The organism is Streptomyces sp. NPDC046335 (assembly GCF_055587985.1).
Window position 1 is genome coordinate 28759 of sequence record NZ_JBVJFF010000020.1, and the last position, 26399, is coordinate 55157.

Below are 26399 nucleotides of genomic sequence, written 5' to 3' on the forward strand. Positions count from 1 at the left end.
CTGCAGGCATGACGATGGCCACGGCCCGCTATGCGGGATGCGAGGGGGAGGAGCCAAAACTGTAGGGCACGATCCCCGGTGGAGCGGTGTCGCCGCCAAAGTCCGCGCAATCAAGCCTTGGTCACGTTTGATTTCGGGGACCGGGGATCTGGGCTTACTGTTTTGGAGCTGCCCGGCGGACACCGCCGTTGGCTAACTCCCCCTCCCCTGCCCTCACCGAGGTACCCCCTTGCCCGAACCCACCTGAACCCGACCGGCGCACGCACATCGAGGTGCAATTCGCCGCGTGCGTCGGGGCCCCGATTCACCCGCCACCGGCTGCCGCGGCCCCCCGCCCATACGCCCCGCGCGGCCAGGACTCCACCTTCAAGGACGCCCTTGTGCCAACTCCCTACCCACCCCTGCCTGAAACCCCGCCGCTGGGAGGCGCGCCGGATTGAAGGCGATAGCCGCCGGCGTCGGCGTCGTCTTCCTCTCCCCCCTGCTGCTCGCGGGCACGGCCATGATGATGGCCGCCGCCTCCAGCGAAGCCGCCGAAACCACCAGCGGGTTCAGCGGATGCCTGCACGACGTCGACACGGACGCCGTCACCAAGCAGGTGACGAAGATCCTCAACGGAGCGTCCGGCAAAGACGTGAAGGTCGAGGGCCTGTCCATGCCCGCCAAGCAGGTCCCCAACGCCCAGACCATCGTGGCCACCGGCATCTCGCTCGACGTGCCCAAACGCGGCCAGATCGTCGCGCTCGCCACCGCCATGCAGGAATCACGCCTGCGCAACCTCAACTACGGAGACCGCGACAGCCTCGGACTGTTCCAGCAGCGCCCCAGTCAGGGCTGGGGAACCGCTCAGCAGATCCACGACCCCGTATACGCGAGCGAGAAGTTCTACAAAGCCCTGCTCAAGGTCAAGGGCTGGCAGCAGATGACCGTCACCCAAGCCGCCCAGGCCGTGCAGAAGTCGGGCCTGCCCGATGCGTACGCACAGTGGGAACCGCTGGCCACCGCCCTACAGAAGGCCATCGCTGCCACGTTCCCCAGCACTGGGTCGGACAAGCCCTCCGACGGTGACTCCAAGGACAGCGACAACCCGGCCGCCGGCTGCGGCCCGGCCGAGGACGGCTCCTCCTACGGACGCATCCCCGAAGGCAGCGTGCCCAAGGGCTACACGATCCCGAAGAACGCCGACCCCAAGGCCCGCAAAGCCATCGACTGGGCGATGCACCAGCTCGGCACGATGTACCAGTGGGGCGGGTCCTGCACCGCCGCGCACGGCCCTGACCCGATGGGCCGCTGCGACTGCAGCAGCCTGATGCAGCAGGCGTACGCCAAGGCCGGTATCAAGCTCACCCGCACCACGTACACCCAGGTCAACGAAGGCAAGGCCGTCTCGCCCAGCAAGCTGCAGCCCGGCGACCTGATCTTCAGCCGCGGCACAGCCCAACGCCCCGAACACGTCGGCATGTTCATGGGGGCAGGACTCGTCATCGAGGCCCCCAGGACCGGCAAGCCGGTACGCATCACTCCCCTGAAGGACTGGGCGATTCTCGCCGTCCGCCGCGTCCTCTGACGCCGCCCCTGCGTCCAGGCCCCGCCCCTGGCTGGCCGGGCCGGCCCCCCGCGGCATCATCGCACCACTCCCTCTTCCTCCCTTTCCCCTTTCGCCGGGCCGCAGCCGGCCTGCGCACGCAAGGAGTCCGCCACACGCATGCCCATACCTCTCGCTGACCGCGCCATCCAGCTCGCCTACGACCCAGGCGTCTCCCCCAAGGGCGGCGGCCTGCCCGGCCTGGCCGTCCTGAAGAACGTCGTCAACTCGATCAACCTCTTCGGCATCGTCGCTGTCGTCGGGGCCCTGGCCGTCTCCCTCGCCGTGTGGGCCTGGGGTCACCACACCGGCGGCCACCAGGCCGAAGCCAACGGCAAGAAGGGCGCAACCGTCGCCGCCGGCGCAGCCCTCGGCCTCGGCGCCGCCAACGGCATCGTGGCGTTCTTCAGCGCGTTGGGGTCGCAGGTCCACTGATGAAACGATTCCCCTCCTTCTCTCTGTCCTCCTACGGCACCGGCTGGTCGGCCTCGTCCAACCGCCGCATCGCCACCCTCACGGTGGCCGTCGCCGCCCTGCTCGCTCTCGCCGCCACCGTCGCGTTCTTCACCGGACGCGGCAACAACGGCCACCACAGCGAGTCCGGCCCGCCGTCAACCGCGGGCAGCGCCGCTCCTTCCGAAGCCGCCCCGAAGCCGGGCGGAAAGGAGGCGGGGTCCGTTCCTCGGCCACCGCAGGTCGCCGATCCGGTCGCCTACGCCAAGGCCGCGGCCCGGATGCTGTGGTCCTACGACACCCGCGACACCAGTCGTGACCAGCAGCTCGCCGGCATGAGCGCGTGGATGTCGAAGGAGACCAAGTACGCCGACTGGAACTCCGTAGCCGCCCAGGTACCGGATCCGACGCTGTGGTCCCGCATGGCCGACAACGACCAGCACGCCACCGCGACGGTCACCGAAGGCCACTTCCCCTCCGCCTTCAAAACAGCCCTGGCCGAGGACCCCTCCGCGATCACCAAGGCATACATCTACGTCGTCACCGTCAACGGCAAACAGACGCTGTCCTGGAAGGAGGGCGGCGGCGGAGCCGAGGACCGCGCCGTGACCCTGGCGGTCCAGTGCCGGCCCAGCCACGACTGCGCGCTGTCCGCCATCGCCCCCGACGTCACGCAGTGACCCACGCCTAAGAGCAGAAAGGAGCCCAACACCCCGTGGGTTTCTGCGACTACCCCCTGGCCGACAAGCTGTGCTCCATCGGCGGCGCCGCCAAAGGCGCGGTCGACTTCGCCAGTGACCCGGGCAAAGTCATCGGCGACTGGATGGCCAAGTCGGCCGGCGACCTCGCCGCCGCCTCGGCCGATCTGGCCGCTAAGGCCGTGAACAAGACGACCAAGGTCGACCTGAACGCGGGCTGGTTCCGCGACAACTACGAGATGATCTTGCCGATCGGTTTGATCATCCTGGTCGCCACCTTCTGCGCCCAACTCATACGGGCCGCGATGAAACGCGACGGCCAGGCGTTGACCCAGGCATTCACCGGCACCGCTTCCGGCGTGCTCTTCGCGTTCAGCGCCATCGCGTTGACCACCGTCGCGATCGAAGTGGTCGACGCGTTGTCCGACGGCCTGTTCAAGGCATCACACCTGTCGATCGAATCCGCAGTGCGGCGCATCGTCAAGGTGAGCCAGATTCCCGGCCTGGCCGGGCTGGGCTGGCTCGTCGCCGTCTTCGCCGCCCTCGGAGCTGCCATCGGAGCGGTTCTGTACTGGTGCGTGATGATGGTCCGCAAGGTCGGCATCCTGGTCATGGTCACCCTGGCCGTGTTCGCCGGAGCAGGCGGCGGCTGGGAAGCCGCCCGCCGCTGGCGCCGCGGCTGGATCGAAGCCACCGCCACCCTCGTGGTCTCGAAGTTGTTGATGACCGTGATCTTCGTGCTCGGGATCGCCGCGATGGGCAAGACCGAGGCCAAGGACGGCCTCGGAGCCCTGGCCGACGTCATGTCCGGCATCGTGATCATGATCCTGGTGCTGCTCTGCCCGTATGCGACGTTCAAGTTCGTTCACTGGGCCGCAGAAGGCACGGACGGCGAATCGATTCACCGGGCCGGCGGTGCTGGCGCCCAGATGGCCCGGCAGCACACCGAGCGCGCGGGCCGCAAGGCCGCCGCCATGGCATCCACCGCCGGCGCCGGTGGCGCGGCTGCCGCACCGCAAGGGCCCGACTCGGTGCCCGGCGCAGGCTTCCCCGGCGATATCGCCGCCAACCCCACCGGCGGCAGCGGCCAGGAATCCGGCAGCCCCGGTGGTTCCTCCGGCGGCCAGGGCATGAAGGACGGACTGGAGAAGGCTGTTCAGCCTCCGCCCACGCGCCCCACCGACGACACCAGTGGTCAGATCGGCGGCACCCCCGGCCAGGGCGGTCCCGGTTCGGGTGCACAGTCCCCCTCCGGCGGCGGGTTCATGTCCAACCCGTCCGGCGCTTCCACGCCTCCGCCGCAGGGCAATCCCCCGGCCCCGAACTCGTCCTCCACCGACGGCGCCAACGGCGCCGGAGCGCCCCCTCCGCCTCCCCCGCCCACCGGCGTCTGACCCCGTCCCCTCACGCCGGAGCGGCACGCACCACGCCGTGTGTGCCGCTCCGGCCCCGCCCGCGCACCACCGGAACGGCCCTTGTCTGAACTCACGATCACCCCCCTCACGGTCAAATTCCCGCACAGGTCCAAGCGCGGCATCCTGCTCGGCCTCACCCTTGCCCAACTGGTCCTCGTCTCCTCGGCACTGGCATTGCTGCTGGTCACCGTCGTCAGCACCGGACTGTTCGGCGCGATCGTGCTCACCCCGCTGTGGGCCGGTGTCGCCGCCCTGGTCGTCATCCGCCGCAACGGAAAATCGCTGATCGACTGGGCGCCGATCGTCGTCCGCTTCGCCCGGCGCCGCCGCAACGGGCAGACGCTGTGGCTGGCCCGGCCGGTCACCCGCCCCCGCCAGGACGGCACCCTCCACCTGCCCGGCACCGCCGCCTCCCTGCGCGTCGTCACCCCCGGCGACTCCGCCAACCAGGCCGCCGCCGTGCACGACCCGCACAGCCAGACCCTGACCGCCGTCGCCCGCGTCTCCTCCCGCGCCTTCGCCCTGCTCGACCCCGCAACGCAAAACCACAACGTGTCCGGCTGGGGCAGGGCCTTGGCGGGCATCGCGCGGACCGGTCACGTCGCCTCCGTACAGGTCTTGGAGCGCACCGTGCCCGACAGCGGCGACACTCTGGTGCGCCACTGGAGCCAGCAGGGGCGGCCCGAGACCCCGGTCGCCGGGCAGGTGTACTCCGAGCTGGTCGCCTCCGCCGGGCCCGCCGCCGCCCCGCACGAGGCGTACCTGGCCATCTCCCTGGACCTCAAGGCCGCCAAGCGCCTCATCTCCCAGGCCGGCGGCGGCTTTACCGGCGCCTTCACCGTGCTGGAGCAGACCACCAGCGCCGTCGCGCTCGCCGCCCGCAGCGCAGGTCTGATGGTGACCGGATGGCTGACCGCCCGCGAGATCGCCGCCGTCATCCGCACCGCCTACGACCCCAAGGCCCTCTCCGGCCTGCAGCAGTGGTCCCAGAGCGGCCGGGCCGAGGCCGACCCGGCCGCCGCCGGGCCCGTCGTCCAGGTCGAGGAGTACGACCGGGTCGCCACCGACTCCGCCCGGCACGTCACCTACTGGGTCGAGGACTGGCCCCGCACCGAAACCGGCGCCGGGTTCCTGCACGGGCTGATGTTCACCGCCGGCGTGCGGCGCAGCCTGTCCCTCATCTATGTGCCCCAGGGGCTCGAGTCCGCGCTGCGCGACGTCCAGCGCAAGAAGGCCGCGATCATCTCCGATGCCGCCGAGCGCTCGCGCCGCGGGCAGGTCGACTCCGAGGCCGACAGCGTCGAGTACGCCGACGTCAAAACCCGCGAGCGCCAGCTGATCGCCGGCCACGCGGATGTCGCGCTGACCGGCCTGCTCACCGTCTCCGCCGAGACCGACGCCCTGCTGGACGCCGCCTGCGCGCAGATCGAGACCGCCGCCGTCACCGCCCAGGTCGACCTGCGCCGCCTCTTCTACCAGCAGCCCGACGCCTTCACCCTCGGCGCCCTGCCTCTGGCCCGCACCGCCCTGTAGTACACCCCGGCCCCGCCTCATGGGGCCTGTGCCCTGCCGCATCGGCAGGAAGGATCCCCTCTTTTGACCTCAGCCACCCCCGTCGGTGACGCGCACCCTTACCTGCGGGCCGCCAGCGCCGGAGTCCGCCACCACACCCGCGCCCTCTCCACCGAAGCGGCCACCGCTCCGGCCTCCGTGGACCGCACGCACCTGGATGTGCTGCACGCACACCTGGTCGCCCTGCACCGCCTGCTCGACCAGCTTCAAACGGTCACACGGCCGCCGCACCCGGCGGCAGGACGGCATCTGGCCACGGCCGGAACTCGGCTGTGGCAGGCCGGCGCCGCCGTCCACGACGCGTTCCACCTCCTGCCCGCCGTTCACGCGGCCCCTGCGGATGTGGAGGAGTGCCACCCCGAGCGGCTCCCCGAAGGCCCGCCGGTACTGACCATCTGCCAGCGCCACCTCGCCGCCGGCCACCTCGTGCGCCGCACCACCACCCCCACCGACCTCAACCGCCCCGTGCACGGCCACACCACCATCTGCGCCCAGTAACTCCCCGTCCGCGAAGGGCCCTTGCATTGCGCACACTCAAGCGCTCCCCCTCCACCGCCGTCATATTCACCGGCACCGCCGCGCTCGCCACCGCTCCCCCAGCATCCGCCGCCAGCTACCACTGCAAGACCAGCACCAAGCCCGTCGACGACGCCGCCTACCAGGGCTTTTGGACGGACGACGGCAACGGCCACGGGCGCCACCAGTTCGCCGCATCACCGGCCGCGTGATCACCCGCCGCCCCGACCGCCGTCACCTGAAAGCCACTCCGTCATGAGCCACCGGCCCGCCCGGCGCGCCCGCCGCGCCTCCGCCTCGCCTCTGTTCACCCCCCACGGCACCGACCGGGCCAGCCGCAAAGCGGCCCGCCGCCAGCTCGCCGAAGCCGCCGCCAAGGCCCGCGCCGAAGCCGCCCTGCACCCAGCCGGCACCGAACCGGCCGAGCAGGAGATGCCGCTCCCCCTCTTCCCACCCGGCGGTCGCCCCGGCCCCGCCTCCGCCCGCGGCGGCAAACTGAAACTGCCCGCGCACCGCATGACCACCGCGACCGTCGCGGGCGCCTACCCCTTCCTCGCCGAAGGCGGCCTTGGCGCCGAGGGCATCTACATCGGCCGCGACGTCCACGCCGAAGCGAGCTTCTGCTTCGACCCGTTCGCCCTGTACGGCAAGATCGAAGGCTTCACGAACCCCAACGTCCTGTTGGCCGGAGTGATCGGCCAGGGCAAGAGCGCCCTGGCGAAGTCCTTCGCCCTGCGGTCGGTGGCCTTCGGATACCGCGTGTACGTGCCGTGCGACCCCAAGGGAGAATGGACCCCGGTGGCCACAGCCCTCGGCGGCACCTCCATCGCGCTCGGCCCCGGGCTACCGGGCAAGCTCAACCCCCTGGACGCGGCCCCGCGCCCGCCATCGGTCTCCGAGACGGACTGGGCGAGCGAGATCCGCAAACGGCGCCTGCTGCTGCTCGGTTCCCTGGCCCGCACCGTACTCGGGCGGGACCTGCTGCCGATGGAGCACACCGGACTCGACGTCGCCCTGGACGCCGTGGTCACCCGAGCCGCAGCCACCGGCCGCACCCCGCTGCTCGGCGACATCGCCACCATGCTCAACAACCCCGACGACCTGGACGCCGCGGGCGGCCTGATGTCCGGCCGCCTCGGCGACGCCTCGCGCGACCTCGCCCACGCCATGCGCCGCCTGGTGCACGGCGACCTCGCCGGAATGTTCGACGCCCCCTCCACCGTGGCGTTCGATCCCAACAGCCCGATGCTTACCATCGACCTGTCACGACTGGGCGGATCCGGCGACGACACCGCCCTCGTCCTCGCGATGACATGCGCGTCAGCCTGGATGGAATCCGCACTCTCCGACCCGAACGGTCGTCGGCGCTGGATCGTCTACGACGAAGCCTGGCGCCTGATGCGCCACCCCGGCCTCCTCCAGCGCATGCAGAGCCAGTGGAAACTGTCCCGCGGCCTGGGCATCGCCAACCTCATGGTCATTCACCGGCTGTCCGACCTCCTCACCGCCGGCGACGCCGGATCCCGCGGACGAGCGCTCGCCGAGGGCCTGCTCGCCGACTGCTCCACCCGCATCATCTACCGCCAGGAAACCGACCAACTCTACGCAGCCGCCGCCCTCTTGGGCCTCACCCTCGTGGAGAGCGACGCCATCGCCCACCTCAACCGCGGACGCGGCCTATGGAAGGTCGCCGGACGATCCTTCATCGTCCAACACCTGCTTCACCCACAGGAATTTTCGCTCTTCGATACAGATGCCCGAATGCATTAGAAAGTCCGTGAATTCATGAATTCCGATGCCCAGCGCGAACTGATACCTCGCGACCACACCCTTAAGATGGTCGGCGCCCTCAACGATCTGAGGGCGAAACTCGTCGCCTCCGCCGAGAGGCACCAACTGCTGGACGACACCGGCCGTGTACCAGCCGCGCCGTCCTACACCGAACTGCTCCAGCACGCCTTGGACGCGCAGGCCCTTTCCCGGGACGTCGTTCAAATGACTGTGGAATTCTCCCGAAGCACCCACAGCACGAGCCACGTCGGCAGCAGTGTTCTCGCCCACCTCGCGACGGCAGCCACCATGTCGAGCCATGCCGTACCGAACTTCGCGGAGACCGCGGAGGATGCCCTTTCCCTGCCCCGGTCCTCCGGCCCGACCGACCGGCAGGTCCGGGACAATCGCATGGTCATCGCTCACGCCACAGCGCGCGCCTACCTGCGGCACACGTCGGAATCTCTCCGCGACGCGGCCAAGGAACTCGACGCCCACCTCGACTTCCACCGCCTCTTCCCGACGCAGGCCCGACAGCAGAGCCCGGCGACCCCGCCACCCCGGCCGAGCGCACGCCACCGCTAGGGCGTACCGAAGCGGCCAAAACAGGCGCGCCCACTGTCTCCCCCAACTCCCTGGATCACACGCCCTGATGGAAACGCCTTCCAGCGCTACGCCCTCTCCCTCCGTAGGCTCCCAGATGGTGAGTGAGGCGCTCGGCGCCTCACCGCGGCATCTCGAACGGCTCCACACCCCAGACGGCACCGCTGACGTCCTCGCCCAGCTCGTGTTCATGGCCGCGCGTCACCTCGACCACCTGCACGAACAGTTCGCTGATGCCGCCCGGTACGCGGCCTCCACTCTGACGCGCGCCGCCACCGGAAAGTCATCGATCAACTCGCTCGGCGTCCTGCAGAACAGCGCCACGCAAATCGACATCCTGGCCGCACGCCGCGCCGACGCCGTTGAGCACCTCAAGACCCTCATCCACGCATACCGGCAGGTTGCGCCGGCCGACCACACCGCCCCACACCCAGCGCGCCGTCCAGCCGTCGCCCCGATCCACCCAGAGGCAGCTGGCGCGACACTCGGCCGCGCGACGCGCAGCCGATAGCCCTGCCCCTCACCTCCAAGGAGCCCATGCCCGCCTCCCGCACCGACCTCGCCTCCTTCACCGCCGCGCTCGCCGCCCGCCTGCCCGGCGACTGGCACAGCATCTACCGCCAACACGACGCGTACAGCGACCAGTTCCCCCTAGACGAGGAGGTCTGGGACAACGGCCACGTCCACTGGGTCGTCGGCGGATTCGTCCTCGGCCACGACGCCCAGTTGTCCGGCCCCGACGGTCAGCAGCTGTGTGTCATCGACCGTCCCCTTCATCACGACCAGTTCCTCGTGGTCCCCCTCGCCCCAGGCGAGGGCTTCAAGCCCCATCACTTCGCGGGCGTGGACGAGCCCAACGGCATCAAGGTTGGCAACGACCCGGTCAGGGCGGCCGTCGCGGTCAGCCGCCGTGTCCTGCCCCGCTACCAAAAGCGCCCTGGCCGCCGTGCGCCACAACGCGCAGGTGCAGCCTGAGCCCCCGCTGCGGCCCGCGCCGCCTGAGGTCGACCAGGTCCTCACCCTGACCCGGTACGCCGACGGAGCCTTCGGCACGCCGTACATGGCGGTTTCCGCCGAGGCCCGCACCACGCTCTATGTCCACGGCTTCCAGTACCACCCGCACCAAACCACCTTCCTCCTGCCCGCCGAGTACGGCGCGGCCGGTCAGGCCTGCGTATCCAGGCCGTGGCTCAGCAGCTCGCCGTCCACGGCATCGGCGTCAACCTCCGTCACGGCCCGCCGCCCGTCACGCGCCCTGCGGCGAATGCCCACGCGTCGCTGCCGGGCTCGGCACCCGCCGCCCACCACCATTAACCCATCGCCGGGTCTCGCTGCCCGGCCCTGCTCTCAGGAGATCCCGCCTGTCCGTCCCTTCCACCAACCCCCGGTTCCCACCCCTCCGGGCGTTGCCACACCCACCGATCGCGACGGTCGCTACGTCTATGGCCGTCAGGTCCTCGCGCTCACCGACCAGCTCAACGGCACCACGTCCTACGAGCAGGCCGCCACCCTCGCCGACCAGGTCCTGGAACCGACCGACGGCCTGCTGGCGCGGCTCGCCGAGTTCTTCGAGGCGGCGGCCGAGAAGGCCAAGGAGTCCGATCACGACGACGGGTTCGACCTCCATTACGACCTGGACGACGCAGCGGCCACCGTGCGCGGGCTCGGTGAGGACCTGCACATCGCCGTCGACCGCATGCGTGCCTTGGCTCCCCGCTCCGTCACGCACCCGGCCAGGAAGACAACGGTGCCGGGCGTGAGCATCGGGCTGCCGACGGCGGCACTTCCCGCACCTGGTCGTACCCGGTGAACACGTCAGAGCCTCCCGGTTCGCTTGCAGGGTTGGAGCAGGCAGCGCACCTGCACTCACTGGCCGAGCGCATCCACCATGCCGCCGACGATCTCCCGGCCCCGGAGTCCACGCACTCGCTCGCCAGCATCTGCGAGGAGGTCGATAACCAAGTCCGCGTCATAGCGGGCCTTTTCACTTCTCTCGCGAGTGAGGCCACCTTCCACGGTCGCGCGGTGAATCGGCATCCCGGCGCGACCGATTCCCTCGCCCGCCACAAGGTCGCCCTGATGACGCGTGCAGCCGATCCCCTCGGCTGGGCTCTGGCCATGCTGGGCGAAGCTGTCGCCCAGATCGTCCACCTCCAGGAGATCAGCGCCGACCCGCGAACGCCCGAGCGGGCCAAGGCCATCGCCACCGCACGCGCGACCCTCGATAGCCGGCTCGCCAGCGCCCATGCGCATCTGAGCAACGCGGCCAGCAACCTGCACCGGGACGCCGACCGGCTCATCGCCCCGGCGTCCAGCATCCGACGTGCTCCAGCTCCTCCGTCCGCTGAACCGAACCGGCCGCCCGCCGCGCTGCCCGTACGACCCACCGCATCTAGAACCCCCCGCTGACCTGCACAGACGCTGCACGATGGACCAGCGTCGGGCAGCCTCGCACCCGGCGTCTCCGCACGGGAAAGGCGGCAATATAGCGGGCAATCCCCGGTTAGCGAAACCGGGGATTGCCCGGACTCTAGAGGCGGATCACCCACCACCCCCTTCCTCCAGGAGCCCCTCATCCCCCACCCTCTCCACCGCCTCCCCCTGGTCATCGCCACCGCCTGCGTGGCCCTGTCCGCCACCGCCTGCAACGGCGGCGGCGACAGTCCCGAGGCCAAGAACACCGCCCCCTCCGCGAGTGCCGACAAGCAGCGGGAGTTGCCGCCCGCACTCACCAAGCAGCAGGCCCTCGCCGAGATCGACCGGTACGCGAGGGTCAACAACAAGGCCAACGCCGTCCGCGACCGCACCCTGCTCGACACCATTGAGGACGGCCCGCTGTATGCCATGTCGGTCTCGGAGTACAAGGAGACCGAGGGCCTGACCAAGGCCGAGCGCAAGCCGTACAAGCCGTGGGCGTACGACACCCAGAACTCCAGGCTGTACATCCCGCGGATCGCCCCCGGCCAGCCGCGCTGGTTCGCCGCCGCGCTCTCCGGTACCAAGGGCAAGGCCCCCAGCCGGCTCGCCGTCTTCGCCGAACAGCCGCAGCACAAGCGGTGGGAGATGGTCTCCGTCGCCGACCTGTACGGAGCGGATCTGCCCAAGGTCGCCCTGGACTCCGATGGATACGCCACCGCCGTCGCGGCCAACGGCAACAAGAACGTCCCAGCGGGAGCCGACCTGCTGCGCAGCGGCATCCTGGACAACTTCGCCACCGGCGGCCAGAACTCCGGGAAGAAGATCTTCACCAAGAGCAAGGCGAGCAGCCAGCAGATCAAGGTCCACGACAAGACCGTCACCAAGTACGGCAGCCAGGGCACCAGCACGTTCGCCGGTGCCACCAACCGCCACCGTGACGCGTACGCGCTCAAGACCACCGACGGTGGTGCGCTGGTCTTCTTCTCCCACACGCACGCCCAGACCGACGCGGTCGCCCGCTCCGGGCTGCAGCTCAATCCCGGCAAGGACGACCGGGCCTGGCTGCATGACGTCCCCCGCCGCTCCATCCGGTACACGTTCGTCTGCAACGACGCCGCCACCGTTCCCGCGAAGGCCGCGCCCTCCACGCTGCTGGCCTACACCTGCGCCCGCACCGACGCCTCCGGTCCGCCCGTGAACTCCGCGTCCCTGCCCCGCGCGTAGCGCAGCCCACGCCCGCACTGCACGTGGAACATCGTCTTGCCCGATCTCGACTTCGAGCTGTACGACAACGTCGGCCGCGACGCCGACCAGATCGCCGCCGCCCGCTACGGCATCGCCACTGACCGCGACCTGCTCCGCTGGGCGAAGCGAGATGCCGAGCCGTTCCTGGCCGAGCACCCGCTGCCGGACACGCCCCTGCCGAGCCCAGACCTCGCCCCGTATCAACGCGCACTCGCCGCCGCCGAGACACCAGCGCAGGTCAGCGCCGTCACCCAGCACCTCCTGGACGCTGCCGAACCCGTGCTCCAGGCGATCAGCGACTACCTCTTGGCCGCGGCCCGATGGCGCGGCCAGCACCGCGGAGCCGAGCCAGACTCCCCGCCCAAAATGCTGATGGCGGCAGCCAGCCGCAGCCTCGACGTGCTGGCCCTCGCCCACCGAGCCGACCTGGCCATCCTGCGCACCGTCTACGACCCTGCGCCCGTACCGAAGGTGCCAGCCAACGGCCCGGCCAACACCACGTCCCCTCTTCCCCCGGCGCCCCCGCACTCCCCTCCCACCGGGCCGACCTCCGGCCGGTAACCAGCACTCCCCCGAGGCCACTTGACCACACGCTCTGTCATCGCCCGCCCCACCGAGACCGGCTACATCGGCATATACGTCCACCATGACGGCTACCCCAGCGGTCGCCTCCCGCTGCTCCTGGCCGCCTACCAACACCGCTTCGCCCGCGATGTCGAGACCATGAGCGTCCACCTCATCGACCAGGTGAGCATCGCCTGGGACGAGCTGGGCACCGACCTCCTCGATGGCACCCCGAAGTCGCTGCTCAAGCAGCTGACCGGCGGGGAGAGATGGCCCAGCCGCGAGATAGACGACATCATCACCTCGGACGGCTCCCCGCCCGAACGGCAGGTCATCACCGAGGCCGACTCCAGTGACCTGTCCTGGGGTTACGTCCTGCATCCCGTCGGCATCGAGGTCATCAGCCTGTACGCGGCCGACCGCGGCCCGATCGTCGACTGGAACACCGACCCGCGCACGCGGTTCAGCGACCACCCCTACCTGTGGCTCCCCGGATATCCGGTGCCCGCCACACGGCTGCCGCGCACCACACCGGCGCCCGCCGTCTCGGCGCCCACCTCACCGGCTGCACGGCCTGCCACCCACCGCTGACTTCGCACCTTTCGTCTCTGGAGAACGTCCTGTCCTCGCACTCCCGTCCCGACATCACGGTCGTCATCGCCACCCGGCTGCGGCCCGAACGCCTGGGCTACCTCGCCGAACTGCACGCCAGCCTGATGCGGCAGACCGTGCCGTGGGAGGCCGCCCTCGTTCTTGACGGGGCCGACCGCGCGCTGCTGCCGGAGCCTCTCGCTGCCGATTCCCGGTTCCGGGTGGTCGAACTGCCCCGCCCGGTGGGCGCAGCCGCCGCCCGCAACCTGGGCCTGCGCATGGTCCGCACTCCCCTGGTGTGTTACATGGACGACGACGATGTGGTGCCGGACGACAGCCTCGCCGTCCGGCACCAGCGGATCACCGAGACCGGTCTGGGATGGGTGGCGGGCTGGAGCGCCGACCTGCACCCGGACGGCTCCACCACGATCTGGCGCTGTCCGACGCCCCCTGGCGTGCACCAGCCCGGTGACGTGACCGGTTACTGGGCCAGCCCCGAGGCCCAGATCCCGCTCGGCCAAACCATGCTGCTGGCCCGGACCGATCTCGTCATCGCCGCGGGTGGGCACGGCGGGCTCCCAGCGGGGGAAGACTTTTTGATGGTCAACGGCGTGACCAACCTCGCCGCAGGCGAACTGCTGCCGCACGTCGTCTATTTCTACCGGCAGCATCCCCTCCAGATGACTGCCGGCGGCGTGGCCTACCGGGATCTTCGGGGTCCTTCGCGCGACTTCGCCTTCCGGCATGGCCGCGCACTGCGCGCCGCGCTGCGGCATGCACGACCGCGAGGGCAGGAGCTGGTGTCCTGATGGCCTCCGGCGTCACCCAGGCCACCTTGGACTACCTCGCCCGGCGTCTCTACGGTGTCGCCGCCCAACTTCCGACCTCTCATGCGGAGGTGGACCCGGCGGTGCTCACCGACGCCATCGCCCTGCTCGCGCACCACCTCACCTATGCCAGCGAACGCGCGCAGGAACGCTTCGCCGCCTCCGAGAGGGTCTCCCTTCCCGAGCGCCACACTCTGATGCGGCTGGCCGAGGCGATGACCGCCGTCACTGATGCGATGGGCCACCTGACCGAGGCTCTGGATTGTGTGTCCACCGGCTTCTACCGCGAGGCCATCTCGGGGGTGGAGACCTCGCACCTGCGAGGCGATCCCGAAGCGTTGCGGGTCATCGCGGCCGAGGAGTGCAGCACGGCCCGGACGCAACTGATCGCCGCTGCTGCACAGCTGCACACCGAAAGCGGCCGCAGGGGCGAGCGGCCCCGGCTCGCCGTTGCCCCGAGGACACCTCCGCCCGCTCATCGCCCCGCCCTCGCGGTCCGCTTCGGTCTCGCCGCCCTGCCCGCGATCGAGACCTGGCTCGCCGAAGGTGAGGCATTCGAGCGCCAGGCCCGGGCCGCTGTCCCGGGCGGACCGGTGGCGCTGTCGGCCCCGAGTCCGCGCCTGCTCACCGCCCGCCCGGCGCCCCCCGCCGTGCGCCGGCCTTCGGCGGCACACCGCTGACCTAGCAGAAAGGATCCGCCTTCTGTCCGATCACTTCCACTTCGCCGTCCATCCCGAGTACGGCTTCGTCGCCGCTCCCACGGCCGCGGTCACCACGCACCTGGCCGAGTGGCTCCTCACCCGCGAACAGTTCGAGCCCGTCCCCGAGCTGGCGGGCGTATACCGGATCACCCATCCGGAACAGGACGGCCGGCGCCGCGCCCGCCAGGCCGTCCAGGACCTGCGTGCCTACGGATTGCGGGTGCAGGCCGATTACTCGCTCGACCCCGCGATCACCCCCCAGCCCGCTCGCCCGTACCTCCTCAACGGACCGCTGGAGCGCCGCCGGCACATCGCCCAGGCCGCCGCAGCCACCACTCCGCAGCGCGCGCCGGCACGGCCCACCACCCCGGCACAGCCCCCGGCTCAACCGACCGCCGTCGCCGGACGCGCTCCGGGCCCCGGCCCGGCACGGGGGCGATGAGCATGAGCACCGAGCCCATCCGCATCGCCCGCAAACGCGGCGGCGAGGTGGACGTCGAGGGCCCCGTCGACGAGTTCGCCGCCCAGATCCTGGACCGCGCGGGGTTCATCTTCCGCCCGATTCTGGGCGGCGTCTGGATCCGGCTGCACTTCGACACCGGCCAGGCGCACGAGAACCAGCAGGCCACCTATGCCGCCCAGATGCTCATCGCCGCGGGCTACCAGGTCGATCTCGATCCGAACCTGCTCCCCGCCGCCGGGCACCGCGCGCCGGTGAACTGGTGGCCACCGAGGATCCCCACCTCACCGCCGCATCCGGCACCCAACACCACGCAGCGACGGCAGCGCTGACCGCTCATGAACGCAAGGCACCATGACCCCCTCCGCCAAGATCACGCTCTACCTCAGCGCCCACAACAAGATCATCGCCCTGCCGAGCGGGACCGGCCGCAGGTGGGCCGAGACCGCACTGGACCTGTCCGACTTCACCAAGAGCCACGACCCGACCCGCACCCTGGCGCTGGATGACCAGGCCCGAGCGCGTCAGGTGCTCACCCATCTCCACCAGGCCGCCCGCGACTGCCAGGTGACCATCGCCACCCACCCCCGCCCCTATCTAGGCGACATCGCCGAGGCGATCGTGGCGGCACTGCCGGGCCACTGGATGGCAGACGTCGAGCCCCTGCCACAGAAACAAGACCACCCGTACTACCTACGAGACTTCGTCTGGGAGGCGGGCGAGATCTCCGACCTCCTGGACAGATCTCCGCTGGGCTTCGCGGCGGTCCTCCGCGATGGCGGCGGCATGGAGCTGCTGCTGGTCGAGCGCCCCTCAGACGGCGCGTACATGGTCGGCGCTCTGATACCGAGCCCTGATCACGTCCATGTGACAGCCCCGGCTCCGCGCAGCGTCATCGCCTCCGATGCCCGGCTCGCCGCCCGGTTCACCCAGACTCGCCTGCTGCCCGACTACAAACGAGCCGTCCATCTCTCACGGCTGGACGAAGCGGAACGGGACCTGCACTGGGCGCGGGAGGAGCACAAGCCGGGGACGCACACCGCCGCGGACCTGCAGGGGGCGCTGTACCGGTTCCGCACCCACGCCATCGTGTTCATCGCCACCCTGCGCGACAACACACCACTCTCGGTCGAGCAGGCCATCTTCCTGGATCGCATGGAGGACGCCCTGAACCTCGACGCACTGGACGACCCCGATCCCGAGGCCCTCGCCGACGCGGGGGCGGCGTGGCTCGTCGACGGCGAGGAGCTGATCGAGATGGCTCGCGCCACCACGCCTGCGCCCGTCACCCCACCCGCGAAGCCCAAGAGGCTGGCCACAGCCCCACCGCCACCAGGGGCGGTGGCCTCCAACGTCCCCGGCCCGCGCCGCTGAACCCCACACGCAGCCGCCACGCCCCTGTACCGGAGTACCTCATCACCGACATCCCCACCGAAAAGCTCAGCACCGCCCTCACAGAACTTTGTACCTTCCAACGACAGTTCGCACTGATGCATGAGCGCTACGAGCGCGCCTGGTCCCAAGCAACTGCCGCAGATGCCCCACAGGCCGCAGCAGTCATTACGCAGAGCCGGCGTCGAGAAGGCGCCGCGCTGTTTGAGCGCCATGTAGCGCCGCACGCGAATACGCTGCTGACCGCCGCACGGAGTGCCGTGGAGACCATGCCGCCGGCCCGACACCATGCCGCGTGGCGGGAGCTGATCGACGACATGGCCCACGCCGCGGACCACATCGTCCGCATCCGGTCCGCGCCCGACAAGCAGCCCGAGCCCGATGCCACCCGCGCCCGTCACGTCCAGCTGTGGCCCTACGTTCTGGCCTGGGCCGAGCGTTCCTTCATCATCAGCGGCCTTGCCGAACAGCACCGCCCCACCGGTCCGCCACTGCCATTGAAGGAACAGCAGCTCTGGACGGACCTCGCACTGGAGGCATGGCGACGCGGCGACTTGGACGTCGACGACGTCTGGTACAGCGCCGACAACGAGCTCATCACCCTGGCCCATCTCGTCGAGCCCGACGACCAGACAGTGGTGGTGCTGGCGGGCGAACTCGGCACCGAACAAATCCGCGTGCTCGGCCACTACGACACCGTGCAGAAAGCTGTCGAAGCATCCCCGCCCCCGGTCCCCGCCGGGGTCCTGCGTAAAGACTTCTCGCCCTTCGCGTCCCAGGCTCCCGCAGCGGAGGCCCCGGTCGCGAAACTGGTCCGGCAGATCGAGGAGGCGCGGCACACCGGCGATGTCTACATGGCGCTGCTCGACGCCGTGGACGACTCAGGGTTCTCCCGCGGACCGCTGCCCCGCCTGGCCGACCTCCTCGACCGAGCAGCGACGTTCGCTGACGCGCTGGAGACGAAACAGGGCCAGCGCTCCGCGGCCCGCCTGTCCGTCCTCGCAAGGCAGCTGGGCGCGCTGAAAGAGGAAATCGAGTCCGCCATGGAGGGCCTCGGAGCCGGCGTACTGCCACCGCACCGCACACCCCGCCCCGTGTTCCACGTCGCCCCCACACCACCGGCGCCGTCGCCGACACCGTCTGCCGCTCCGGCCGCGCCCCACTCCCCCGGCACTGCCCGCCGCCGCTAGGTTCTGTCGTCAAATGTCACGCCCACATCAGGAGTGACGCGAGGGTGACGGCTGCTTCGTAGGACTCGGCGGTCTTGTCATAGCGGGTGGCGATGCCACGCCACTGCTTCAGGCGGTTGAAGCACCGTTCCACTACGTTGCGGTGCTTGTAGATCTCACGGTCAAAGGCCGGCGGGCGGCCTCCGCGGCTGCCTCGCCGAGCCCGGTTGCGTACCTGGTCGGCCCGCTCGGGAATCGTGTGGGCGATACCTCGGTGGCGGAGCCAGGTGCGGATCGCCTTCGAGCTGTAGCCCTTGTCTCCCAGGACGTGATCGGGCCGGACCCGGGGTCGCCCGGGGCCGGTCCGTGGCACCCGGATCGCTTCCATGACGGTGGTGAACCGGGTGCAGTCGTTGGTGTTGCCGCCCGTGACGACGAAAGCGAGCGGCCGGCCCCGGCCGTCACACGCCAGATGAATTTTGCTGGTCAGACCGCCTCTGGACCGGCCGAGGGCCGGGTCGCGGAGCCCCCTTTTCGAGCCCCGGCCGCATGCTGGTGAGCCCGGACGACGGTCGAGTCGACCGACACCAGCCACTCGACGTCGCCCGCCGCGTCCGCTTTCGCCTGGGCGGCCCGCAGCATCCGGTCGAACGTGCCGTCCGCCGCCCACCTGCGGAAACGGGTGTGCAGCGTCGCCCACGGGCCGTAGCGCTCGGGCACGTCCCGCCAGGCTGTCCCGGTGCGGAACTTCCACACGATCCCGTTCAGGACCCTGCGGTCGTCCAGCCGCTTGCGTCCTCGCAACGACTCGGGCAGCAGCGGCCGGACGAACTCCCACTCGGCGTCCGACAGTTCATGGCGACGTATCACGAGACCATGATCTACCAGTGATGATCATTTGAAGACACTGCCTAGCACCCCCTGCACCGGGGGCCTCACCCCAGAAAGCGCCCGTTGACCTCCACCACCGGCTCCGGCTCACTGCTTGCGCAACGCCACGTCACCCGCCTGCTGTTCGGGACCCTAATCGGACGCCTGCCCAACGGCATGGCGCCCGTCGCGATCCTCCTGCTCGTCGCCGACCAGGGCGGATCGCTGAAGACGGGCGGACTGCTGTGCGCGCTGTACGGACTGGCCTCCGCCATCGGGCAGCCGGTCCTGGGCCGGATGGTCGACCGGCGCGGCCAGAGCCTGGTCACCGCCGCAGCTGTCCTGCTCACCACGGTCTGCCTGCTGGCCCTGGCCGTGGTCGAGGTCGCCGCCCGGCCCGGCCTGGCCACCGCTCTCGTCACGCTCGCCGGTCTGAGCACCCCGCCGCTGGAAGCAGGACTGCGGGCTCTATGGCCCGTGGTCCTGCCCGACGAGGCGCGGCGCCGGGCCGCGCTCGCGCTCGACACCGGCGCCCAGGGGCTGATCTACGTCACCGGCCCCCCACTGGTCGCCGTGCTGTCCACGACGACCGGGCCGCGCACCGCGATGGTGGTGAGCGCCTCGCTCGGGCTGGTGGGCGCCACGGTGGTACTGAGTGCCGCGCCGTCGCGCCGCTGGCGCCCGGCCCGAGCGACCCAGCGCACCGGGCCGCTTGGGCCCCTCGCTCATGCGGGACTGCGCTGGTTGTTCGTGGCGGTGAGCGGCGTCGGCTTCGCCCTGGGAGCGGTGAACGTCTGGGCCGTCGCCCTTGCCGAGGATCTCGGGATGGACCTGCTGTCCGGGCTCATCCCGGTCGCGCTGTCCACCGGCAGCCTCATCGGCGGCTTCCTCTACGGGAAGCGCACCTGGCCAGGCACCCTCTCCGGGCAACTGCGCTGCGCAGCAGCGCTGTTCGTAGCCGCGTGGCTTCCACTGATGACGGTCACCGGCCCCCTCTCCGCGGTCGCGCTTACGGCTGTGCCGGGTCTGCTGCTCACCGCCGTGATCACCTCCGCGTTCCTGACCGTGGACGCCCTCGCTCCGGCCGGCACCACGACCGAGGCGTACGCCTGGCTGATCGCCGCGGTCGGCGCCGGCCAGGCCGCCGGGACCGCTCTGTCCGGCACGCTCTCCGAGCACCCGCCGATCGGTGCGGCTCTCCCCGCAGCCGGCGCCGCGCTCACCCTCATCGTCCTGCTCGCCACAAACCGGCACCTCGCTGTCCCCCAGCGCCGCCGCCCGGCGCCGGGGCCGCCGCACGTCGACTCACGCCTCGCGCTGAACACCCCCAACGCCCAAGGGAATTCACCCCTAGCTGTTGGTCGTACATCCGGCTATCGGAACGTGGGGAAAAGGGAGTCAGGTAGCTGAGGGGCGGTGTGGCCCGCTTCCCCGCCACCACCGATAGGAGACCCGCCTTGCCCGAAACGCCTGCAGAGCCGTTCATGACGATCCGGCACGCCATCACCGGCGAGATCACCACCACCGGCTACAACGCCGCCGCCCGGCGGATCCTGCTCCAGTCCGGCTTCGAAGAGGCGCCAGGATGCGCCTGCCGAGCGACGGAACCAGGTACGGAGCGGACGCACGGACCCGCTCGGCAGCCAGCGAGCTGCTCGTCGCCGGCCATCCCGTGCACCCGTACCGATGCCTCGGCCGGCCGATGAGCGGCGACAATCCGCCCCGGTTGGCCCGGTCGCCGACGTCGGCACAGTCCGCGATCCGCTCCGAGAGCGGCCAGCCTTTCCAGCGCATCGCCAACCCCGCCCGCACCCGCACCTGTAGAAGGATCCTCGTTTGACCACACCCGGAACGCGCACCAGTCCAGCGCGCACCAAGGGCGGCGAACTACGGGCCAAGGTGGCCCGACTGCTGGCCGACCGGCCGACGGACACGTTCACCATCGGGGACATGGCCAGGCAGCTGGGCCACTCCCACGGCGCCGTCCGCAACGCCGCCCTCACCCTGGTGCGACGCGGCGAGGCCGACCAAAGCGGCACCGGACAACCGAAGTTCCGCGCGAACGCGAAAACCGCCGCAGCCGCGCAGACCGCCGTGATCAGCCCACCGGGCACCCACTCTCCCCGCGCCCAGGCCGCCACGGCCCGCACGACCATCACCGCAGCAGCCACGCCCCGGCAGACCGGCCCCATCCGCCGCGCGGGGGGACAGCTCTACCACCCCCGGGAGCTGGCCGATCTGCCCGACGTCGAGGCGCTGAATCGCTTGCGCGACGCCGACGTGCCGGTGCTGCTCTACGGCCCTCCGGGCACCGGCAAGACGAGTCTGGTGGAGGCGGCGTTCCCGGACCTGCTCACCGTCGCCGGCGACGGCGACACCACGGTCGGCGACCTGATCGGCGAGTACACGCAGGACGACAGCGGGGGCTACGTCTTCCAGTACGGGCCGCTGGTCACCGCGATGACCGAGGGCCGCGCCCTGCTGATCGACGATGCCACCTTGATCTCACCGAAGGTCCTGGCGGCGCTGTATCCCGCGATGGACGGGCGCCGACAGATCCAGGTCAAGGCCCACAAGGGCGAGACCATCAAAGCCGAGCCAGGCTTCTACGTGGTGGCGGGCCACAATCCCGGCGTCCACGGCGCCGTTCTCACGGAGGCGCTCGCGTCCAGGTTCAGCGTGCAGATCCAGATCGGCACGGACTACGACCTCGCCCTGGCCTTGAGGATCGACGCCCGGGTGGTCCGGGTCGCCCGACACCTCGCCCACCAGGTCGAACTCGGCGAGCTGGGCTGGGCCCCCCAACTGCGAGAGCTGCTCAGCTACCAGAAGACCGAGGCCGTCCTCGGCACCAAAGCCGCCCTCGCGAACCTCGTCGGCATCGCTCCTGCGGAGGATCGCGACATTGTCGCCGCCGCCGTCATCAAGGCTGCCGGCGTCAAGAAGATCGCGCCCCTCACCCTCGGCAAGCAGCTCCCCGCCTCAGCTGCCCGGCAGCCCCCGGGCAGCACCGGCTCCGCACACCGGGGCCGCCCGCGATGAGCGCCCACCACCACGTCCAGTCCACGCCGGACGATGACGCCCACCTCGCGCGATGGGACGACGACGGCGCCCCGCCCGCGCAACCCCGCTCCTCCCCCAGCGCGTGGCTGCGCGTGGGAGCCGAACTCGGCGACCGGCTCGTCGCCCTCTCCGGCCGCCAGGACCTCCTCGTCACCTGCCGCCCCGGCACGCGCAGCGGCGCACCGGCCGCGTTCTTCCCAACCCTGGGCGAGGTCGAATTCGACGCGGGCCTGTTCGCCCCGCTTAAGCCCCACGAGATCCATCCTCGGATCGTGGGCGACGAGGAGCGGTATCCCGCCGCCTGGGGCGTGTTCGTCCACGAGGCCGCGCACGCGGCCCACTCCGTCTGGACGGCGCCTGCCGGAGCGAACCCCCGTGTCGTCGAGGCCGCGCTCCTGCTGGAGGAGAGCCGTGTCGAAGGCGCACACCTGATCGCGCGGCCCACGGACCGCACATACCTGCGCACCAGTGGCCGAACCCTGGTCATGCCCGACATCGCCCACCCCACCGTCCAGGGCATCGAGCAGGCCGCCTCCGTGGCCGCCCTGATCCTCGGCCGCCGTGACGTCGGCATCCTGGACGCCGGCGAGACCCGGGCCGTCGCCGATCTGTGCGAAAAGGTGCTGGGCACAGACCTGCTGGCCACACTGACCCGTATCTGGACCGCGGCCCACCAGTGTGCCGACCACGACGCCACGACCATGCTCGCGCGCGGTCAAGAGTGGTGCGACGCTCTGGACGCCGCGGCCCCTGCCCTGCCTGTGCCGAAGGGCCTCGCGGATCTGCTGTCCGGCGCCGTGGGGGTCGTCATGGACAGCACCGCAGCCACCGACGCCGCCGACCTCGCGGCACAGGCCGCAGCGGCCAACGCCCTGGCCGCGCAGTCCAAGGCACAGGCTCAGGACCGCGCCCAGCGAGCCGGCCAGCGACGCAAAGCCGCCGCCACCGCCAAGTCGGTCTTCAACACCCGTGGCACCACCGTCACCCCCGACGGCACACCGGCGCCCCGTAGCAACCCGGTCACCGGCACCCGCAGGCCCACCGCCGCCGAGCAGAAGGCCGCCGCCCGCCTGAGCCGCGCCCTGCGTGCCGCCGCCTACCGCGAGCGGACCGAGGAGCGGACCACCAGCCCCACCCCGCCCGGTCGCCTCAATATGCGCGCGGCCCTCGCCCGCGACGCTCAGCGCGCGGCCGGGTCGGTGCCCACCGCAGAACCGTTCACCCACACCCGGCGCCGAAACTCGCCCACCCCACCGCTGCGTGTGGGAATCGCCGTCGACGTCTCCGGCTCCATGCGTGCCGCCTGCGCGCCCGTCGCGTCCGCTGCCTGGATCGTGGCACGCGCAGCGGCCCTGACCGACCCCGACTCCCTCACCGCCACCATCGCCTACGACACGCATCTGACCGCATTGACCAGACCCACCCACCGGGCGCCGGAGCGCGTGACAACGTTCGGTGCCAACGGCAGCAGTCACAACCTCGCCAACGCCCTGGATGCGCTCGACCACGGCCTCGAACTCAGCCGCCCCGGCGCCGGCCGTCTCCTCGTGATCGTCACCGACGCCATCTACACCGCCGACGAGACCGCTGACGCCGTCACCCGCGTCAAGCAGCTCACCACCGCCGGCTGCGCCGTACTCCAGCTAACCCTCACCGCGAAGTCCCAGCACTTGCCGGGGACCACCTTGCTGCACCTGCCCCGGCCCTCCAGCGCTCCCGCCGCCATCGCCACGGCGGCCACAAACGCCATCCGCAGGACCCGCTGAGACCACCCAGAAGACAGAAAGCAGGAACAACCACGTGGCAGTCCGCACATCCTTCAAAGTTGTCCACACCTGTGGACACACCGTGACGCACAACCTGTCCGACCGGCCCGCCGACAAGCGCGCGTCCTTCGCCCGCTGGCTCGCCTCCAAGGACTGCACCGACTGCTGGAAGGCCGCCCGCGACAACGACAGCTCCAGCAAGCAGGAGTGGCTCGCCGCCAAGCGCGCCGCCGAACAGCAGGCCGCCGCCGACTGGGCCACCCAGTTCGAGATGCCACCGCTCGAAGGCCCCGAGAAGGCCCTGGACTGGGGCGAACGCTCCCGCCACCAGCTGGTGACCGCCACCTACACCGCGCTGGTCACCGAAGGCACCTGGGACGAGGCGGACTGGTCCGCACTCGAAGAGAAGATCCGCACGATCACCCGCGCCGGGTGGTGGATCGACCAGCGAGAGGCCGAAGGCACTGACCTTCCTGAGCTTCTCGACGCCGCCACGGAGGCCGATCGCGGCACGGAGAACCCCTTCCGCTAGTTGTGCGCGGTGGGCGCGGGGATGCCGTATACCCGACGATCCCCGGTTAGCGAAACCGGGGATCCTCCGGACCATTGTCCTTCCACCGCCGCCCGTGCCGTTCGTGGAAGGACCCCGTTGTGCCCCAAGCCGCGCGCCCGCCGTACGTGCCCGACGACATCCTCACGCCCAAGAGGGACATGACCCATGGCCACTTCCGGCCCGGCGACCAAGTCGTCGTCCTCAAGGGCGTGGCCGGCGGGGAGTTGTGGGGGGATGCCATGGCGGTGGTGACTCCGTCCTGGCACACGCCCACCGACGAGGACGGCTGGCGGCTGCGCGACCCCAACGGCGGGCAGCAGACATTCGTCACCGCCCATCCCCGCTACCTGGTCCACCTCTCGCGGCGCTGCGCTGACTGCCTCGTCTACCTGCGGGCCCTGGAGGACTACCTGATCCCGAAGTTCGCCGACGCGGGCACCGTGATCGACTGCGGCTGGTACTCCACCACCTCGCTGAACCAGCTCGTACACATCGCCGATGCTCGGGGCGGCCGATGATCCCGCTCATCTGCGAGTCGCAGTTCTTCCCCTCCATCTCGGTCTCCGCCGCCCTGGGCCGTCCGATCGCCGAACAGGACGTTCTGGGTGATCTCCTGGTGGCCAGCGCGCCTGTGGACTGCAGCGTCGCCGAGGGCGGCCCCAAGGAGTGGATGTTCGCCGACTGGGAGGAGTACCTCCGCACGCCGCAGTCCCTCCACCCCTACGCTGCCAGGCCGAACGCCAACGCTCCCGAGATCTTCCACCTGGCGGTCCGCCTGCACCCCGCCGACCGGGACCTGCGTCGGCCGGAGTGGGCGGAGATCGCCCAGCGGCTGACCCGCGCCACCGGCCTGGCCCCCGCCGGGGATGAACACGCGTGCCGCTGGGTCGCTCTGCAGGCCCGCCCCGGCCGACTCGATGTGATCGCCAACCCCATCCGCGAAGACGGCACCCGGGCTCGACAGCCGTGGCCCGTGCACGAGGCTCTCCGCAATGAGTGCCGCCTGATCGAAGTCGACCTGGGCCTTGTCCCCGCCCAGCCTGACGGCGAGCGCCCGCTGACCGCGCATCTCCCGTACCAAAGCCCCTCCCTGCCACCACCGGTGACAGAACAGTCCCCGCCCGCGGTGGCCGCACTGCTCGCCACGCTGATGTATCAGCTCGCCGACGAGACCAACGGGCCGATCGCCTCGGTGCGTGGCCTGGTCGAGCAGGCCGCCCACCGGCTGGAAGAGCTGCCCCACTCCTACGGTCCCGCAGCAGGGCACCGGCTGGAGTGGATCGCCCGGCGCCTGTACGGCATCCAGCAGGACCTGAAGGCAGCCGCCGCGGATCTGCCCGCAGCCAACGAGCACGCCACCCTTGCCCCCCGCATGCCTGCCGCACCGCACCCCGCGCCCGCGCGCCGTTCCCGGTGAACACTCTGAGAAAGCAATGCCCTTGGCCATTGCCGACCGTTACCTGACCCTGCAACGCGACGTGCACTCGGGCGAAGTCCTCGCCCGCGGCGGCGACCCGGAAGCGCACAGCATCCTTCAGCGCACCGGCTTCATCCCCGTCGTCCGCGTACACGAGCACTACCACCGGCTGCCCACCGGCCTAGACAAAGCCGAGGAGGAACGTCTCGCCACCCGGGCCGTGGCACGACTGCGCACCGTCCGGTACCACGTCGCCTGCGACGCGGCGTTCGAGACCGAACTGCGCGAGGCCCACTACCTCCCCCTCGGTGCTTCCGTCGCCCACCAGGGCGAACGCATCCGCCAGGCGACCACCACCGAGGAGGTCGCGGATGCCCTGACCGAACTCACCGCCGCCCACGACGGCGTCCTGGCTGCCCTCGACGATGTCCTCGCGGCAACCATTGAGTTCCATCTGAGCCTTGGCGGACCATCTGACATCGCTACCGCCGGGCGGCTGCGCCACCTCTCCGAAGGCCACCTGGACGCCATCCGAGCCGATCTGGCCGCCGTCCGCGCCGAGCTAGCCGACCGGCACGAGCCTCACCCACAGCGCAGCGTATGCAGCGCCGAAGTCGGCCCGAACGAGCGCGAAGTCTCCGCCGTCTGCGGCTGCCCGCCCCCGCCCCTGCCCGCCACCGCATCCAGCCCGCCGCCCCCTGCCCCGGCCCCTGCCGGGCGGCGGCGCTGAGCTCCCACCCCCGAGGAACCC

General features: G+C 70.7%; 30 protein-coding genes and 1 pseudogene. 29 read left to right on the top strand and 2 right to left on the bottom strand.

The genetic code is table 11. The features are described 5' to 3' along the window. Positions 1 to 436: 436 nt before the first annotated feature. The 18 genes from ACZ6JY_RS36835 (at position 437) to ACZ6JY_RS36920 (ending at position 14937) form a co-directional block, all read left to right on the top strand. Positions 437 to 1567 (top strand): C40 family peptidase, encoded by a 1131-nt coding sequence (locus ACZ6JY_RS36835; protein WP_469203289.1) that lies wholly within the window; start codon positions 437 to 439, stop codon positions 1565 to 1567. A 138-nt stretch (positions 1568 to 1705) separates the two neighbouring features. Next, a complete protein-coding gene (locus ACZ6JY_RS36840) occupies positions 1706 to 2020 on the top strand; it encodes a DUF6112 family protein (RefSeq protein WP_358778164.1) in 315 nt (104 codons plus the stop codon). Further along, entirely contained in the window at positions 2017 to 2718 is a 702-nt protein-coding gene (locus ACZ6JY_RS36845) for a hypothetical protein (protein ID WP_469203443.1), read from the top strand. Before ACZ6JY_RS36840 ends, ACZ6JY_RS36845 begins: the two co-directional genes overlap by 4 nt. 35 nt (positions 2719 to 2753) lie before the next feature. Beyond that, positions 2754 to 4130, top strand: coding sequence for an SCO6881 family protein (locus ACZ6JY_RS36850; RefSeq protein WP_469203291.1), 1377 nt, complete (start codon positions 2754 to 2756; stop codon positions 4128 to 4130). Between the two features lie 81 nt (positions 4131 to 4211). Next, a complete protein-coding gene (locus ACZ6JY_RS36855; RefSeq protein ID WP_469203293.1) occupies positions 4212 to 5684 on the top strand; it encodes an SCO6880 family protein in 1473 nt (490 codons plus the stop codon). 63 nt (positions 5685 to 5747) lie between these two features. Further along, positions 5748 to 6221: a DUF6238 family protein gene (locus tag ACZ6JY_RS36860; protein ID WP_469203295.1), complete on the top strand. Its 474-nt coding sequence runs from the start codon at positions 5748 to 5750 to the stop codon at positions 6219 to 6221. Positions 6222 to 6247: 26 nt separating this feature from the next. Continuing rightward, on the top strand, positions 6248 to 6451 hold the full coding sequence (locus ACZ6JY_RS36865) for a hypothetical protein (protein ID WP_469203296.1): 204 nt from the start codon (positions 6248 to 6250) through the stop codon (positions 6449 to 6451). Positions 6452 to 6494: 43 nt separating this feature from the next. After that, the gene (locus ACZ6JY_RS36870; RefSeq protein ID WP_469203298.1) at positions 6495 to 8009 is read left to right on the top strand and encodes an ATP-binding protein; all 1515 of its coding nucleotides are present in this window, start codon (positions 6495 to 6497) and stop codon (positions 8007 to 8009) included. A gap of 15 nt (positions 8010 to 8024) precedes the next feature. Next, positions 8025 to 8594, top strand: a complete 570-nt coding sequence (locus tag ACZ6JY_RS36875) for a hypothetical protein (RefSeq protein WP_469203300.1) — start codon at positions 8025 to 8027, stop codon at positions 8592 to 8594. Between the two features lie 115 nt (positions 8595 to 8709). Beyond that, complete coding sequence (locus ACZ6JY_RS36880) at positions 8710 to 9123, top strand: hypothetical protein (RefSeq protein ID WP_469203302.1); 414 nt, start codon at positions 8710 to 8712, stop codon at positions 9121 to 9123. A 26-nt stretch (positions 9124 to 9149) separates the two neighbouring features. After that, positions 9150 to 9587 (top strand): hypothetical protein, encoded by a 438-nt coding sequence (locus ACZ6JY_RS36885; protein WP_469203304.1) that lies wholly within the window; start codon positions 9150 to 9152, stop codon positions 9585 to 9587. Continuing rightward, positions 9577 to 10422 carry a hypothetical protein gene (locus ACZ6JY_RS36890; RefSeq protein WP_469203306.1) on the top strand — a complete coding sequence of 282 codons (846 nt, stop codon included), beginning with the start codon at positions 9577 to 9579 and terminating at the stop codon, positions 10420 to 10422. Before ACZ6JY_RS36885 ends, ACZ6JY_RS36890 begins: the two co-directional genes overlap by 11 nt. A gap of 32 nt (positions 10423 to 10454) precedes the next feature. Continuing rightward, positions 10455 to 11021: a hypothetical protein gene (locus tag ACZ6JY_RS36895; RefSeq protein ID WP_469203308.1), complete on the top strand. Its 567-nt coding sequence runs from the start codon at positions 10455 to 10457 to the stop codon at positions 11019 to 11021. A gap of 213 nt (positions 11022 to 11234) precedes the next feature. Continuing rightward, positions 11235 to 12254 carry a DUF8094 domain-containing protein gene (locus tag ACZ6JY_RS36900; RefSeq protein WP_469203310.1) on the top strand — a complete coding sequence of 340 codons (1020 nt, stop codon included), beginning with the start codon at positions 11235 to 11237 and terminating at the stop codon, positions 12252 to 12254. Positions 12255 to 12290: 36 nt separating this feature from the next. After that, complete coding sequence (locus ACZ6JY_RS36905) at positions 12291 to 12836, top strand: hypothetical protein (RefSeq protein WP_469203312.1); 546 nt, start codon at positions 12291 to 12293, stop codon at positions 12834 to 12836. A gap of 21 nt (positions 12837 to 12857) precedes the next feature. Then, complete coding sequence (locus ACZ6JY_RS36910) at positions 12858 to 13430, top strand: hypothetical protein (RefSeq protein WP_469203313.1); 573 nt, start codon at positions 12858 to 12860, stop codon at positions 13428 to 13430. Beyond that, positions 13322 to 14239, top strand: coding sequence for a glycosyltransferase family 2 protein (locus ACZ6JY_RS36915; RefSeq protein ID WP_469203315.1), 918 nt, complete (start codon positions 13322 to 13324; stop codon positions 14237 to 14239). Before ACZ6JY_RS36910 ends, ACZ6JY_RS36915 begins: the two co-directional genes overlap by 109 nt. Then, complete coding sequence (locus tag ACZ6JY_RS36920) at positions 14239 to 14937, top strand: hypothetical protein (protein WP_469203317.1); 699 nt, start codon at positions 14239 to 14241, stop codon at positions 14935 to 14937. Before ACZ6JY_RS36915 ends, ACZ6JY_RS36920 begins: the two co-directional genes overlap by 1 nt. Before the next feature lies 1 nt (position 14938). Here the strand turns inward: ACZ6JY_RS36920 and ACZ6JY_RS36925 are convergent, their stop codons facing one another. Next, on the bottom strand, positions 14939 to 15268 hold the full coding sequence (locus tag ACZ6JY_RS36925; RefSeq protein ID WP_469203319.1) for a hypothetical protein: 330 nt from the start codon (positions 15266 to 15268) through the stop codon (positions 14939 to 14941). A 134-nt stretch (positions 15269 to 15402) separates the two neighbouring features. On the opposite strand from ACZ6JY_RS36925, the gene ACZ6JY_RS36930 reads away from it, so the two are divergent. The 3 genes from ACZ6JY_RS36930 (at position 15403) to ACZ6JY_RS36940 (ending at position 18000) form a co-directional block, all read left to right on the top strand. Further along, positions 15403 to 15750: a hypothetical protein gene (locus tag ACZ6JY_RS36930; RefSeq protein WP_469203321.1), complete on the top strand. Its 348-nt coding sequence runs from the start codon at positions 15403 to 15405 to the stop codon at positions 15748 to 15750. 22 nt (positions 15751 to 15772) lie between these two features. Further along, positions 15773 to 16792 (top strand): hypothetical protein, encoded by a 1020-nt coding sequence (locus tag ACZ6JY_RS36935; protein WP_469203323.1) that lies wholly within the window; start codon positions 15773 to 15775, stop codon positions 16790 to 16792. 278 nt (positions 16793 to 17070) lie between these two features. Beyond that, a complete protein-coding gene (locus ACZ6JY_RS36940; RefSeq protein ID WP_469203325.1) occupies positions 17071 to 18000 on the top strand; it encodes a hypothetical protein in 930 nt (309 codons plus the stop codon). Between the two features lie 16 nt (positions 18001 to 18016). Here the strand turns inward: ACZ6JY_RS36940 and ACZ6JY_RS36945 are convergent. Next, positions 18017 to 18846, bottom strand: a pseudogene (locus ACZ6JY_RS36945) (IS5 family transposase). 87 nt (positions 18847 to 18933) lie between these two features. Here ACZ6JY_RS36945 and ACZ6JY_RS36950 point away from each other — a divergent pair. The 8 genes from ACZ6JY_RS36950 (at position 18934) to ACZ6JY_RS36985 (ending at position 26378) form a co-directional block, all read left to right on the top strand. Next, positions 18934 to 20259 carry an MFS transporter gene (locus ACZ6JY_RS36950; protein WP_469203327.1) on the top strand — a complete coding sequence of 442 codons (1326 nt, stop codon included), beginning with the start codon at positions 18934 to 18936 and terminating at the stop codon, positions 20257 to 20259. A 74-nt stretch (positions 20260 to 20333) separates the two neighbouring features. Further along, entirely contained in the window at positions 20334 to 20555 is a 222-nt protein-coding gene (locus ACZ6JY_RS36955) for a hypothetical protein (RefSeq protein ID WP_469203445.1), read from the top strand. A gap of 193 nt (positions 20556 to 20748) precedes the next feature. Further along, positions 20749 to 21891, top strand: coding sequence for an AAA family ATPase (locus ACZ6JY_RS36960; protein WP_469203447.1), 1143 nt, complete (start codon positions 20749 to 20751; stop codon positions 21889 to 21891). Continuing rightward, positions 21888 to 23678: a hypothetical protein gene (locus tag ACZ6JY_RS36965; RefSeq protein ID WP_469203329.1), complete on the top strand. Its 1791-nt coding sequence runs from the start codon at positions 21888 to 21890 to the stop codon at positions 23676 to 23678. Before ACZ6JY_RS36960 ends, ACZ6JY_RS36965 begins: the two co-directional genes overlap by 4 nt. 82 nt (positions 23679 to 23760) lie before the next feature. Then, a complete protein-coding gene (locus ACZ6JY_RS36970; protein ID WP_469203331.1) occupies positions 23761 to 24210 on the top strand; it encodes a hypothetical protein in 450 nt (149 codons plus the stop codon). 179 nt (positions 24211 to 24389) lie between these two features. Next, positions 24390 to 24749, top strand: coding sequence for a hypothetical protein (locus ACZ6JY_RS36975; protein ID WP_469203449.1), 360 nt, complete (start codon positions 24390 to 24392; stop codon positions 24747 to 24749). Continuing rightward, positions 24746 to 25648 carry a hypothetical protein gene (locus tag ACZ6JY_RS36980; protein ID WP_469203332.1) on the top strand — a complete coding sequence of 301 codons (903 nt, stop codon included), beginning with the start codon at positions 24746 to 24748 and terminating at the stop codon, positions 25646 to 25648. Before ACZ6JY_RS36975 ends, ACZ6JY_RS36980 begins: the two co-directional genes overlap by 4 nt. 16 nt (positions 25649 to 25664) lie before the next feature. Then, the gene (locus ACZ6JY_RS36985) at positions 25665 to 26378 is read left to right on the top strand and encodes a hypothetical protein (protein ID WP_469203334.1); all 714 of its coding nucleotides are present in this window, start codon (positions 25665 to 25667) and stop codon (positions 26376 to 26378) included. Positions 26379 to 26399: the final 21 nt, after the last annotated feature.